The sequence below is a fragment of the Segatella copri genome, from assembly GCF_019127135.1.
GTDB lineage: Bacteria > Bacteroidota > Bacteroidia > Bacteroidales > Bacteroidaceae > Prevotella.
Window position 1 is genome coordinate 18,926 of sequence record NZ_JAHOEA010000004.1, and the last position, 13,794, is coordinate 32,719.

9 protein-coding genes are annotated in these 13,794 nt (G+C 47.3%); 7 read left to right on the forward strand and 2 right to left on the reverse strand.

Translation table 11 applies throughout. From position 1 onward, the window contains the following. Positions 1–14: 14 nt before the first annotated feature. The 7 genes from KSW37_RS01895 to KSW37_RS01925 all read left to right on the forward strand — a co-directional run bounded on the left by KSW37_RS01895 (position 15) and on the right by KSW37_RS01925 (position 10,719). The gene (locus KSW37_RS01895) at positions 15–1,052 is read left to right on the forward strand and encodes a vWA domain-containing protein (RefSeq protein WP_118080391.1); all 1,038 of its coding nucleotides are present in this window, start codon (positions 15–17) and stop codon (positions 1,050–1,052) included. A gap of 30 nt (positions 1,053–1,082) precedes the next feature. Further along, positions 1,083–1,820 (forward strand): tetratricopeptide repeat protein, encoded by a 738-nt coding sequence (locus tag KSW37_RS01900; protein ID WP_217314322.1) that lies wholly within the window; start codon positions 1,083–1,085, stop codon positions 1,818–1,820. Between the two features lie 38 nt (positions 1,821–1,858). After that, complete coding sequence (locus KSW37_RS01905) at positions 1,859–4,459, forward strand: BatD family protein (protein ID WP_217314323.1); 2,601 nt, start codon at positions 1,859–1,861, stop codon at positions 4,457–4,459. Between the two features lie 48 nt (positions 4,460–4,507). Beyond that, a complete protein-coding gene (locus tag KSW37_RS01910) occupies positions 4,508–5,212 on the forward strand; it encodes a phosphatase PAP2 family protein (protein ID WP_217314324.1) in 705 nt (234 codons plus the stop codon). Positions 5,213–5,272: 60 nt separating this feature from the next. Next, on the forward strand, positions 5,273–6,547 hold the full coding sequence (locus tag KSW37_RS01915; protein ID WP_217314325.1) for an S-adenosylmethionine:tRNA ribosyltransferase-isomerase: 1,275 nt from the start codon (positions 5,273–5,275) through the stop codon (positions 6,545–6,547). Positions 6,548–6,671: 124 nt separating this feature from the next. Continuing rightward, complete coding sequence (locus KSW37_RS01920; protein WP_217314326.1) at positions 6,672–8,654, forward strand: ABC-F family ATP-binding cassette domain-containing protein; 1,983 nt, start codon at positions 6,672–6,674, stop codon at positions 8,652–8,654. A 31-nt stretch (positions 8,655–8,685) separates the two neighbouring features. Continuing rightward, positions 8,686–10,719 (forward strand): M13 family metallopeptidase, encoded by a 2,034-nt coding sequence (locus KSW37_RS01925; protein ID WP_217314327.1) that lies wholly within the window; start codon positions 8,686–8,688, stop codon positions 10,717–10,719. Positions 10,720–10,875: 156 nt separating this feature from the next. Here KSW37_RS01925 and KSW37_RS01930 read toward each other — a convergent pair whose 3' ends face one another. Continuing rightward, on the reverse strand, positions 10,876–12,513 hold the full coding sequence (locus KSW37_RS01930) for an ABC-F family ATP-binding cassette domain-containing protein (protein WP_217314328.1): 1,638 nt from the start codon (positions 12,511–12,513) through the stop codon (positions 10,876–10,878). 53 nt (positions 12,514–12,566) lie between these two features. Beyond that, a complete protein-coding gene (locus tag KSW37_RS01935; RefSeq protein ID WP_217314329.1) occupies positions 12,567–13,427 on the reverse strand; it encodes a tRNA threonylcarbamoyladenosine dehydratase in 861 nt (286 codons plus the stop codon). Between the last annotated feature and the right edge of the window lie 367 nt (positions 13,428–13,794).

A 13,794-nucleotide genomic window follows, 5' to 3' on the forward strand; every position in this document is an offset into this window, starting at 1 on the left:
AATTAGAATAGAAAATGTTAAGATTTGAAGATCCTATATTTCTCTGGCTGTTGTGGATTATACCAGTACTGATTCTGATCAGACTGATAGGATGGAGAAGAAGAAAGGCTAAACTGAAGAAGCTCGGCGATCCGGAACTTCTGAAACAGCTCATGCCCAACATCTCCAAATATCGCCCTACAGTTAAGTTTGTGCTGATGCTCGCAGCCTTGGCGCTTCTCATCGTGATGGTAGCTCGCCCGCAGATGGGCAGCAAGATTTCTCACGATAAGCGACATGGTATTGAAACCATCATCTGCCTCGATATTTCAAATTCCATGCTCTGTCAGGACGTGGTTCCATCCCGTTTGGACAAGAGTAAGATGCTTATCGAAAATCTGGTCGACAACTTTAACAACGACAAGATTGGACTCATCGTCTTTGCAGGCGATGCTTTCGTGCAGTTGCCAATCACCACCGATTATGTTTCGGCAAAGATGTTTCTTCAGAACATAACCCCTGGTCTTATCCAGACCCAGGGAACCAATATCGGCGAAGCCATCGATTTGGCTTCCAAGAGTTTCACTCAGCAGGAGAATGTAGGCAGAGCCATTATCGTAATTACTGATGGCGAAAACCATGAGCCTGGCGCACAGGAGGCAGCGGCTGCAGCCAACAAGAAAGGAATCAATGTCTTTATCCTGGGCATAGGTAACACCAAGGGAGCACCAATCCCTATGGGCGACGGCTCTTATCTGAAGGACAATGCGGGCAACACCGTAATGACCGCCCTGAATGAGCAGATGTGCAAGGAACTTGCCCAGGCAGGCAAGGGTCAGTACATTCATGTAGATAATACCAGCGATGCGGAAAGAGCATTGAATGATGATATTGCCAAATTGCAGAAAGGCGATGTGACGAGTGTGGTTTACAGCGCTTATGATGAACAGTTCCAGGCTGTAGGTATTCTTGTCATCCTGTTGCTTATCATCGAAATCTGTCTGCTTGAGGTAAAGAATCCTCTGCTCAGAAACATCAAGTTTTTTAAGAAAGACATCAGGAAGCCTTTCTGATAAACGTTTATACATTATTATATAATAAGAATGAGATATTTAAGATATATATTGGTTTTTGCCCTGATGGTGCTGGGCTTGGCGAAGGTGGGAGCGCAGAACGACCGCAACTTCATCCACCAGGGAAACCGCGCCTATCATAAACAGAAGTGGGCTGCAGCCGAAACGCAATATCGCAAGGCTATCTCCAAGAACCAGAAGAATGCGCAGGCTGTCTATAATCTGGGGTGCGCCCTGATGATGCAGCAGAAGGATTCGATGGCGATGATACAGTTTGAGAATGCTTCGAAACTGGAAACGAACAAGATTCGACGCGCCAGAAGTTACCACAACATGGGTGTGGTCATGCAGCAGCATCAGCAATATGCGCAGGCCATAGGATGTTATGAGAATGCCCTGCGCTGCAATCCGCAGGACAATGCAACCCGATATAATCTTGCCCTCTGCAAGAAACTGCTTAAAAACCAGAAGCAGAACAAGCAGAACGATAAGAATAAGAACAATAAGGATAAAAACAAGGACAAGAACAAAGACAAGCAGAACAAGGATCAGAACAAAGATCAGAATAAGGACAAGAATAAGAACGATAAAAATAAGAACAACCAGAACAAGAACAATCAGCAGAATCAGAACAATCAGGACAAGATGAGCAAAGATAATGCTGAACAACTCTTGAACGCTGCCATCCAGCAGGAGAAGGATACGAAGCGCAAGATGCAGAAAGCGATGAGTCAGCCTCGCCGCAAGCAATATGAGAAAAACTGGTAAAAAGTAAAATAATACAACGAGCATAATATATTAAGAACATGAAACATATAGGTTGGTTTATTATTATATGGGCAATGCTTCTGGGCTTCAGTTTGCAGCTGAAAGCCCAGCATATCAGTGTGTCGGCACCAACACACGTGGCGGCGGGAGAAAACTTCCGTGTGGCCTATACCATCAATACACGTGATGTTGAGGAATTCCGCCTGGGCGGAGTAGGAGAAGGACTTGAGGTAATCGCAGGTCCTTACACCTCATCGCAGTCCAGTTATCAGATGATCAATGGCCATACTTCCTCTTCATCGTCTGTAACCATTACCTATACGCTCTACGCAGCTAAGAACGGAACCTTTGGCATTGGTGCCTCTCATGCCATCGTAAATGGTAGGAAACTCTCTTCCCATCCGGTTAAGATTACGGTTTCTGGCCATGCTGCACGCAACAACGGTGCTCCTTCCATGCACGGACAGAATGATTATAATGAACCACGCATGCGAACAGCCGGATCAAGAATATCAGGCAGCGACCTCTTCATCAAGGTGACAGCCAACAAGCGACGTGTTCACGAACAGGAACCGGTGCTCCTTACTTATAAGGTTTACACGCAGGTAGACCTTACCCAGTTGGAAGGCAAGATGCCTGACCTGAAGGGATTCCACAACCAGGAAGTTCCGCTGCCTCAGCAGAAGACCTTCCATACTGAAACCGTAAACGGCCGACCTTACCGATGTGTTAAATGGAGCCAGTATGTCATGTATCCGCAGATGACGGGAAGCCTCACCATTCCAGCCATTACCTTCAAGGGAATCGTAGTTCAGCAGAACAGAAACGTTGACCCGATGGAAGCTTTCTTCAATGGTGGTTCTGGCTATGTTGAAGTAAAGAAAGATATTATAGCTCCTAGTGTGAAAATTCAGGTTGATCCATTGCCTCAGCGCCCTGCCGACTTCTCGGGCGGTGTAGGTAAATTCAATATTACTGCTTCCATCGACAAGAAGGAAGTAAAGGCTGGCGAACCTATCACCATTCGTGTAGTGGTAGGAGGAATCGGAAACCTGAAGCTGCTCAAGCAGCCTGTCATTACCTTCCCTAAGGATTTTGACAAGTACGATGCGAAGGTGACAGACAAGACCCGTCTCACAGCCAATGGAGTAGAAGGCAATATGATTTATGACTTCCTGGCTGTGCCTCGTAATCAGGGAAATTATACAATTCCTGCGGTAGAATTCACTTATTATGATACTTCGGCTAACAAGTACAAGACAATCAAGACCCAGCCGTTTACGCTGAACGTAGAGAAGGGCGATGGAACTTCAGACAATGAAACCTCAGATTTCAGCAACAAGGATAAGGACATTCACGCGCTGAAACTGGGCAAGTCTAACCTCCATGATATTGACGATATGTTCTACGGAAGCTTCGGCTACTGGACCAGTCTGCTGGTTCCATTGGTAGCCTTCTTTGCCCTGCTCATAGTCTTCCGCCGCCGTGCTCTTGAGAATGCCGACCTTGTAAAGGTCCGTTCCAACAAGGCAAACAAGATAGCAACCAAGCGCCTGAAGAAGGCTCATCTGCTGATGCTCGCCGGAAAGCAGGAAGAATTCTATGATGAAGTGCTCCGTGCTTTGTGGGGCTATGTAAGCTACAAGCTCAACATACCAGCCGAAAAGCTCTCACGTGAAAACATTCAGGCTATGCTCGAAAAACATTGTGTAGAGGAGAGAACTATTGAGAAGTTTACAACTGCGCTCGATGAATGTGAGTTTGAACGCTATGCGCCGGGCGACCCTGCCGGCAATATGAACCGTACATTCGACTCAGCAATGACTGCTATTATGAATATAGAAAATGCTATCAATGCAACGCGTAAGCAGCGCAAGAAGAGTGCAACCGGATATTCGTTCGTCATGATGATCATGGTGATGTTGGGCTGCTCTGTTTCTGCATGCGCTGTAACCAAGAACAATGCTGATACGGAATATCAGAAAGGTAACTATCAGCAGGCCATACGCGACTATGAGGAAATATTGAACAACTATGGTGTTTCTGCCGAAGTTTACTATAACTTGGGCAATGCTTATTACCGTACAGACAATATTACCAAGGCTGTGCTCAATTATGAGCGTGCCCATCTGCTCTCGCCAGGCGATGAAGACATCAGCTTCAACCTGCAGTTTGCACGTAGCAAGACCATCGATAAGATTACGCCTGAAAGCGAGATGTTCTTCGTAACCTGGTGGAAGGCGCTGGTTAACTTTACGAGTGTTGACTGTTGGGCTAAGACAGGCATCATTGCCATCATCATGGCACTGGTTCTGGTATTGGTTTATCTCTTCGGTCCGCATATCGTGTTGCGCAAGATTGGTTTCTTCGGTGGAATCTTCTTCCTGGCTGTCTTCCTGCTGAGCAATCTCTTTGCTTACCAGCAGCGGCAGATGCTCATCAACCGTACGGGAGCCATCATCATCGCTCCTTCTGTCAATGTGAAGAAGACGCCAGCCAAGACGAGTGCTGACCTCTTCCTGCTGCATGAAGGAACCCGCGTTGATATTACCGATAAGGCGATGAAAGGCTGGCGTGGAATCAAGGTTGGAGACGGCAGAGAAGGCTGGATTGAAACCAAGGCTATAGAGGAAATCTGATTATAAAATAAAATCTGATTAAGATAAAATCTGATTAAAATAAGGAGAATGGATTTTAGTAGTATACAAGATTTTGACATGCAGCTGTTGCATGTGTTTAACGGCAGCGAGAATGTCTGGCTCGATCAGATGGCGATGGCGCTTACATCGGGCTGGACATGGATTCCGCTTTATATCGTCCTCTTCGTTGTTGTGATAAGAAACAACGAGATGATGGGGCAGATTGCGCTCGTGGTTGGAGGAGCGGTGCTCTGTATCTTTCTGGCTGATGGATTGGTGGATGGAATCATCAAACCGCTGGCTGAAAGATGGCGACCTTCTAGCGACCCGATGTTCAAGTATACGGTTCAGGTGGTTGACAATATGCGCCTCAAGAGTTTCAGCTTCTGTTCGGCTCATGCGGCTAATACGCTTTCTATAGCCATCTTCTTCTCGTTGCTTATCCGCAGCAAACTGGTTACGTGGACCCTGTTATTATGGTCGCTCGTGAACTGTTGGACCCGTCTTTACCTGGGTGTTCATTATCCGGTCGACATTCTTTGCGGTCTGGCTATTGGAGCTGTGGTGGGAGTTGTCGTTTATCTTATCTACATCAGGATGTATTACCGCATCTCCCCAAAGATTAAGTATATTTCCAACCAGTATACAAGTACGGGTTACGACTATGATGATGTAGATAAAATCATGACCATAGTGATATTTACCCTTATCATGGTTGTGTTTTATGCCACCTGCAAGATGGCCAGTATTTAGTACAAGCATAAAAGTTCAAAATAGAAAGTTCAAAATAGAAAGTTAAAGTAAAAATAAATAATGGATACAAAACACATTAAGATTAGTGATTATAACTATGATTTACCGGATGAGCGCATCGCAAAATTCCCTATTGCTCAGCGCGACCACAGCAAACTGCTGGTCTATAAGCACGGCGAAGTAAGCGATGATGTTTTCCATCATCTTCCCACATATCTCCCTCAAGGAGCCTTGATGATATTCAACAATACCAAGGTGATACAAGCGCGTCTGCACTTCCGCAAGGAAACAGGTGCGCTTATTGAGGTTTTCTTGATGGAGCCTGCAGAACCTACTGATTATGAACTCATGTTCCAGACCACAGGACATTGTTCCTGGCTCTGCATGATCGGTAATCTGAAGAAATGGAAAGAGGGCAGCCTGAAGCGTGATTTCGAAATCAAGGGCAATAAGCTTACGCTCAGCGCCACTATGCGACGCGGTGATGCGCTTGGCTCTGAAGCGCAGAAAATGGTTGCCAAAGGCGGAGGAACCAACTATTGGGTTGACTTCGATTGGGACAACGACAAGGTGTCTTTCGCAGAGATTCTCGAAGCAGTAGGCGAGTTGCCTATTCCTCCATATCTCAACCGCAAGACTGAGGAGAGCGACAAGACCACCTATCAGACGGTTTATTCTAAAATCAAGGGAAGTGTGGCTGCTCCAACTGCCGGACTTCACTTTACCGATGCGGTTCTCAAGGATCTTGATGCGCATGGAATCGACCGCGAAGAAGTAACCCTGCATGTAGGAGCCGGCACATTCAAACCGGTGAAGAGTCTTGAAATCGAAGGCCATCAGATGCATACGGAATACATTGTTGTCCATCGCCGCAGTCTGGAAAAACTCATCAAGCACGAGTGCCGGGTCATTGCCGTAGGAACCACCAGCGTCCGTACCATCGAGAGTCTCTATTACATGGGCGTTCATCTGCTGAAGCATCCTGAGGCAAATGAAGAAGATCTGCACGTAAAACAGTGGGATCCTTACGAGCTTTCTGAAGATGGCAATCTGGTAGATGGAATCACTCCGATGCAGGCTATCCAGGCAATCATCGATTATCTGGACCGCAACGGCTTGGAGGCTCTCCATTCCAGCACGCAGATTATCATTGCTCCTGGCTATCAGTATAAGATTGTGAAGATGCTGGTCACCAATTTCCATCAGCCTCAGAGCACACTCCTGCTTCTGGTGAGTGCTTTCCTCAAGGGCGATTGGAGGAAGATTTACGATTATGCTCTTTCGCATGATTTCCGTTTCCTGAGCTATGGTGATTCATCCCTGCTCATTCCATAGAAAAAGTGAAGAGTGAAGAACGAAGAGTGAAGAAACAACGTTCGGCGGCCGAAGGGTAAGCCGATTCATTTGCTTTGCTAATCATAAAGTTCAAAGTTCAAAATTCAAAGTTTAAAGTAAAAATATGATTTCAGTAGAAGGACTGAAAGTAGAGTTTGGCGTTAAGCCTCTCTTTCATGATGTAAGTTTCGTCATCAACGACCGCGACCGCATTGCCCTGGTGGGTAAGAATGGTGCGGGAAAATCTACGATGCTCAAGATTCTCTGCGGTTTGCAGAAACCTACTGACGGCGTAGTGGCTATTCCTAACGAAACCACAATAGGCTATCTGCCACAGGTGATGAAACTGCAGGACGATACGACAGTGAAAGAGGAAACCCGTAAGGCTTTCGCCCATAATACCGAGATGAAGGCGCGTCTGGACAAGATGCAGCAGGAAATGGCCGACCGCACCGACTATGAGAGCGAAAGCTATGCTCAGCTCGTAGAGAAGTTTACCCAGGAACATGAACGCTACATGATGATGGGTGGCGAAAACTATGAGGCTGAGATAGAGCGCACCTTGAGCGGTCTTGGCTTTACGCGCGATGATTTCGAGCGCCCAACCAAGGAGTTTTCCGGTGGTTGGCGAATGCGTATCGAACTTGCCAAGATTCTGTTGCAGAAGCCTGATGTACTGCTCCTCGATGAGCCTACCAACCACCTTGATATTGAAAGTATCCAGTGGTTGGAGCAGTTCCTGGCGCAGAGTGCAAAGGCTGTGGTTCTGGTGAGCCACGACCGTGCTTTCATCAACAATGTAACTAACCGTACCCTCGAAATTACTTGCGGAAGGGTAGAAGATTATAAGGTGAAATACGATGAGTATGTTGTGTTGCGTGCCGAACGCCGCGAGCAGCAGCTCCGTGCTTACGAAAACCAGCAGAAGGAAATTGCCGACATCAAGGATTTCATCGAGCGGTTCCGCTACAAGCCTACCAAGGCGGTTCAGGTGCAGAGCAGAATCAAGCAGCTCGAGAAAATCGTGCCTATCGAGGTAGATGAGGTTGACAACAAGCAGATGCACCTCAAATTCCCTCCTTGTCTCAGAAGTGGCGATTATCCTATCATCTGCGATGAGGTGCGCAAAGATTACGGCGCACACACCGTCTTCGACCATGTTACCTTTACCATCAAGCGTGGCGAGAAGGTGGCTTTCGTGGGTAAGAACGGCGAAGGTAAGTCTACCCTGGTAAAATGTATCATGGGTGAGATTCCTTTTACCGGAACTCTCAAGATTGGTCATAATGTGCAGATTGGTTATTTCGCCCAGAACCAGGCGCAGCTCTTGGATGAGAATCTTACCATCTTCCAGACTATCGACAATGTAGCTACAGGCGAAATGCGTCTGAAGGTGAACGATCTCCTGGGCGCCTTCATGTTTGGCGGCGAGACTTCAGAGAAGTTTGTCAAGGTACTGAGTGGTGGCGAACGTAGCCGACTGGCGATGATCAAGCTCCTGCTCGAACCGGTGAATCTCCTCATTCTCGATGAGCCTACCAACCACCTCGACATGCAGTCGAAGGATGTGCTGAAAGAAGCCATCAAGGCTTTCGATGGAACAGCCATCATCGTGAGCCACGACCGTGAATTCCTCGATGGTCTTGTTGATAAGGTTTATGAGTTTGGCGGCGGCAAGGTTCGTGAGCATCTCGGTGGTATTTACGATTATCTCCGTGCCCATAATGCCGAGAACATTAATCAGGCTCTTGCCAACCAGAGTATGGCTTCTGCCGGTTCGCCTTCAGCCAGCACTTCCGGTTCTTCTGTCGCATCAGGTTCTACAGCCGACAGTCTTGCCTCAGCCACATCCGGCAAGCAGAGCTACGCTGAGCATAAGGAACAGCAGAAGAAGATTCGCAAGGCTGAGAAAGCCGTGAAGGAATGTGAGGCGAAGATAGAGAAGCTGGAAGCGAGAAAAAAAGAGATTGATGAACTCCTGATGAAACCGGAAAATGCAACTAACATGGAACTCGTGACCGAATACACCGAACTCATGAAGGGTCTCGATGAGGAGAACGAGCGCTGGATGCTCCTTTCGGAAGAACTGGAAGAAGTTTCGAAATAATATTAACATTAATATATAAAAAGAGAAGAAAATGAAAATTAAACTGATCTTACCGATGATGCTGATTGCAGCTTTGCCATTAGGCGCTGATGCTCAGAATAAATCGGGTCTTGTCATGAGCAATCTCGACAAGACAGTAAAGCCAGCAGACAGTTTCTATCAGTTTGCTACAGGCGGATGGCAGAAGAACAATCCTCTTCCTGCCGCTTACAGCCGTTATGGCAGTTTTGACCAGTTGTCTGAGAACAACAACAAGCGCATCAACACCATTCTTTCTGAACTCCAGAAGAAGACTTACAAGGCTGGAACCATCGAGCAGAAATTGTCTGACTTCTACAAACTCTCTATGGATGTTGACAGCCGCAACAAGGCTGGAATCGCTCCAGTAAAGCCTCTGATGGATGAGATAGAAGCTGCCAAGACCAAGGACGAGCTTCAGAAGCTTCAGGTTAAGTATGCATGGATGGGTCTCGGTTTGGGCTATGGCGCAGGTTTCGCTGCCGATGAGAAGAACGTAACCATGAACATCTACAACCTGATGCAGGGTGGTCTTACTCTCGGTGCCAAGGATTATTACCTCAACAACGATGCTGCAACCGTAGCTATCCGTGAGGCTTATAAGACTTACCTCAGCAAGATGTTCCAGCTCTATGGTTTCTCTGCTGATGAAGCTGCCAAGAAGGCTTCTGCCGTATTCCTTCACGAAACAACGCTCGCTACTTTCTCAAAGAGCCGTACCGAACTTCGTGATCCTCAGGCCAACTACAACAAGATGACCTTGGCAGAATTCAAGGAGAATTATCCTAACATTCCTCTCGAGGCACTTGCCAACGCCGAGGGAATCAAGAGCGAAAATCTCAAGGAGATGATCGTAGGTCAGCCTGCTTTCTTCGCCGGTTATGACAAGGTGGCAGCTGCAGAATGTGCAGGCACATTGAAGGCTTTGATGGAGTGGGACATCATTAATAGTTCTGCTTCTTACCTCAGCGATGAGATTCGCGAAGCCCGTTTCGAATTCTTCGGCAAGACTATGAGTGGCCGTAAGGAGGATTATCCTCTTTGGAAGCGCGCTACTACTCAGGTTGATGCTCAGTTGGGCGAGGCGCTCGGTCGCATCTACTGCAAGCGCTATTTCCCAGAAAGCTCTAAGAAGATGATGGAGACACTCGTGAAGAATCTTCAGATCAGCCTCGGTCAGCGTATCGATGCTCAGACCTGGATGAGCGATGCTACAAAGAAAGCTGCTCACAACAAGCTCGACAAGTTCTATGTAAAGATTGGTTATCCTAACAAGTGGACTGATTTCAGCAAGCTCAGCATCGATCCATCTAAGAGCTATTATGAGAACGTATTGGCTTGCCGCAAGTTTGCCAACGATAAGGAGATTGCAAAGAAGGCAGGAAAGCCAGTAGATAAGGATGAGTGGTACATGACTCCTCAGACCGTGAATGCTTACTATAATCCTACTACCAATGAAATCTGCTTCCCAGCCGGTATTCTCCAGTATCCGTTCTTTGACGCTAAGGCTGATGCTGCATTCAACTATGGTGCTATCGGCGTAGTAATTGGTCATGAGATGACTCACGGATTCGATGATCAGGGTCGTCAGTATGATGCTAGCGGTAATCTGAAGGACTGGTGGACTGCTGCTGATGCAGAAGGTTTCAACAAGCGTGCTGATATGTATGCTGATTTCTTCAGCAACATCAAGGTGTTGCCTGACCTGAATGCCAACGGTCGTTTCACCCTCGGCGAGAACCTTGCCGACCACGGTGGTTTGATGGTTTCATACAATGCCTTCAAGAATGCTACAGCCAAGAAGCCATTGAAGAACAAGGATGGTTTCACTCCTGACCAGCGTTTCTTCCTCGCCTATGCAGGTGTATGGGGACAGAACATTACTGATAAGGAAATCCGCAACCGCGTAAAGAATGATCCTCATTCTCTCGGCAAGTGGCGTGTTGATGGTGCGCTTCCTCACATCGATGCATGGTATGAGGCATTTGGTGTAAAGCAGGGCGATAAGCTGTTCATTCCTAAGAACCAGCGCCTGGAGCTTTGGTAATTCCCAGAGGAAATTTTTCCGAATAGATTTTTTCGGGAATGGTTTCCCCGAATAGATAGAAAAAATAAAGTCCTGATGTTTCGTATGTTTGAAACATCAGGACTTTTTATTTTATGCTTGAAATATTTTTTGATAAGGAAACAATAGAATAGGGGGTTATTGTTTCTTTTCCAGTTCCTGAAGATTTTCCATCTTCTTCGATTCCAGAAATTCGTAAATTCCGCAGAGATGTTCGCGAACGCGACCATGACCGAACTCATAAACCTTGCTGACAAGACCATCGAGGAAATCGCGGTCGTGACTAACCACGATGAGCGTTCCGTCGAAATCAAGAAGTGCCTGTTTCAGCACATCCTTGGTCTTCAGGTCGAGGTGGTTGGTAGGCTCATCGAGAATCAGCAGATTCACCGGCTCCAGCAGCAGCTTGAGAATGGCAAGGCGGGTGCGCTCGCCTCCCGACAATACTTTTACCTTCTTGGTAGAATCCTCTCCGCCAAACATGAAGGCTCCGAGCAAATCGCGTATCTTGTTTCTGATTTCACCCTTGGCAACATCATCAATCGTCTGGAATACGGTAAGTTCGCCATCGAGCAGAGAAGCCTGGTTCTGGGCAAAATAACCTATCTGTACATTATGTCCCAACTCCAACTTACCTTCGTTCTGAAGCTGACCCATGATACATTTCACGAGTGTAGACTTACCCTCGCCGTTTCTACCCACGAAGGCAATCTTGTCACCTCTTTCTACGGTAAGATTCACGTCGCTGAAAATCTTCTTGCCATCAAACGACATCGCCACATCGCTCATCTGAACCGGATAAGCACCGCTTCGTGGGCTCGGCGGGAATTTGAGTCGGAGGCGGCTTGTATCTTCTTCATCCACTTCGATGAGTTCCAGTTTCTCAAGCATCTTCACGCGGCTCTGCACCTGGAAGGTCTTAGAATAAGTGCCTTTGAAACGTTCTATGAAGTCTTTGGTTTCGGCAATCATCTTCTGCTGTTCCTCATATTTCTTCATCTGCTGTTCGCGGCGTTCCTTTCGCAGTTCCAGATACTGGCTGTAGGTGGCTTTGTAGTCGTAGATGCGGCCCATGGTTACTTCGATGGTTCTTGTTGTAATGTCGTCAACGAATTTTCGGTCGTGGCTGATGACAACTACCGCTTTCGAACTGTTGATGATGAAGTCTTCGAGCCAGCCGATAGATTCGATGTCGAGATGGTTGGTAGGCTCATCGAGCAGTAGCACGTCTGGCGATTTCAAGAGCAGTTTTGCCAGCTCAATTCTCATTCTCCATCCTCCCGAAAACTCGCTGGTAGGGCGGTTGAAATCAGAGCGTTCAAAACCTAGGCCTAGCAGCGTCTTCTCTACATCTTCCTCGAAATGAGTCATGTCGATGGCGTAGAATTTCTCTGACAGAGAAGATACTTTCTCGATGAGCTGCATGTAGTCATCGCTGTCGTAGTCGGTACGGGTAGTGAGCTCGTTGTTGATGCGGTCAATCTCAGCCTGCATCTCGTGCAGATGGGCGAACGCCTGGCAGGTTTCCTCGAATACGGTTCTGCCGTCTTCGGTCATCAGATGCTGAGGCAGATAGGCGATGACGCAGTCCTTGGGAGCGGAAACGGAGCCACGTGTGGCTTTTCTCACACCGGCGATAATCTTGAGCAAGGTGCTCTTTCCTGCGCCATTCTTGCCCATCAGGGCTATACGGTCCTTCTCGTTGATCTGGAAGGAAATGTCTTTGAATAGGGTGGTGCCGCCAAATTCTACGGTCAATCCATCAACTGTAATCATATTATTTTCTTCTTGTTCTAATGTTTGTTTTATTAACGGTATTTTGTAGAATATCAGTCTACGATGTGGTTGATTACCATTCCTGCTATTGCCATTCCGAAGGAGGCGGTAATGTGGCAGAGCGAGCCGTTGATCTGTGCCTTGGTTGAGCACCATTCATGTTCCACGAGTTGCTGGTCGCCAGGTGCATCATATACGGCTGTATCTGTTCCTCGTTCTCCGCTGAGCAGTTTGGCTTTCGGACACAGGCAACCGCCTGTACCGCAGGCCTTGTTCACACCCATGTTCTGCATTGGCTTTTCCTCGCTATAAACGCATTGGAACTTGCGGCGAGGGAAGGTCTTGTTTTTCTTGAATTTCTTGCGCAGGGCTCTTGCCAGCGGGTCTCCATCCACCTTCCAGAACTCAGCCTTTCTCACCATGAAGGGGTCGCGGCGGAGGGCTGCACCCATCGAAGAAATGAAGGTGATTTCCTTAGGAAGGGCTGTGGCACGGAGAATCAGGTCGGCCTTATCCTTCAGCGAGTCGATGGCATCGATGATGAAATCGTATTCTTCCATGTGGAACTCATCGGCTGTTTCTGCCTGATAGATTTTCTGATAAGCCGTGATGTTGGCATCGGGGTTGATTTCAAGCAGTCGTTCGCGTAGCGCATCTACTTTTACCTGTCCTATCGTGCGGCTTGTTGCCATGAGCTGGCGGTTGCAATTGGTTACACAGACACGGTCGCTGTCTACGATGGTGATGTTACGGATTCCGCTTCGTACCAGTCCTTCTGCGCACCATGAGCCTACGCCACCAATTCCGAAGATGAGCACGCGTGCTGCCTGCAGTTTCTCGAGATTATCTTTTCCCAGGAGCAGTTCTGTACGTCGCTGCATTCCCCGCTCCATTGTCGTTATGTTATTTCCCATATTTGTGTGTAAGAATTTTCTAAAATTATAATTTCTTGGCAAATCAGTTGCAAAGGTACAAATAATATTCAGAATCTTGTTCTTTTTGCCGGCTTATCTTTCTGATGGTTTGGTTAATGTTTCATAATGGGTTCCGAAAACGATAATGACCCTTAATGACTTTGACCCTTAATAACCTTTTCGTGCTTAATGACCTTAATGACCTTGACCTTAATGACCGTGCTGACCTCTTGACCTTACTTCCTCGGGGCTTCATTGATGACCGGCGCCTGCCATCATTTATGACCCTTGCTGGTCTTAATAGAAGACCGGAACGAGGCACAAAAGGCTGTTCCTTCGATTGCCGGTGCAAAGATACAACATTTTT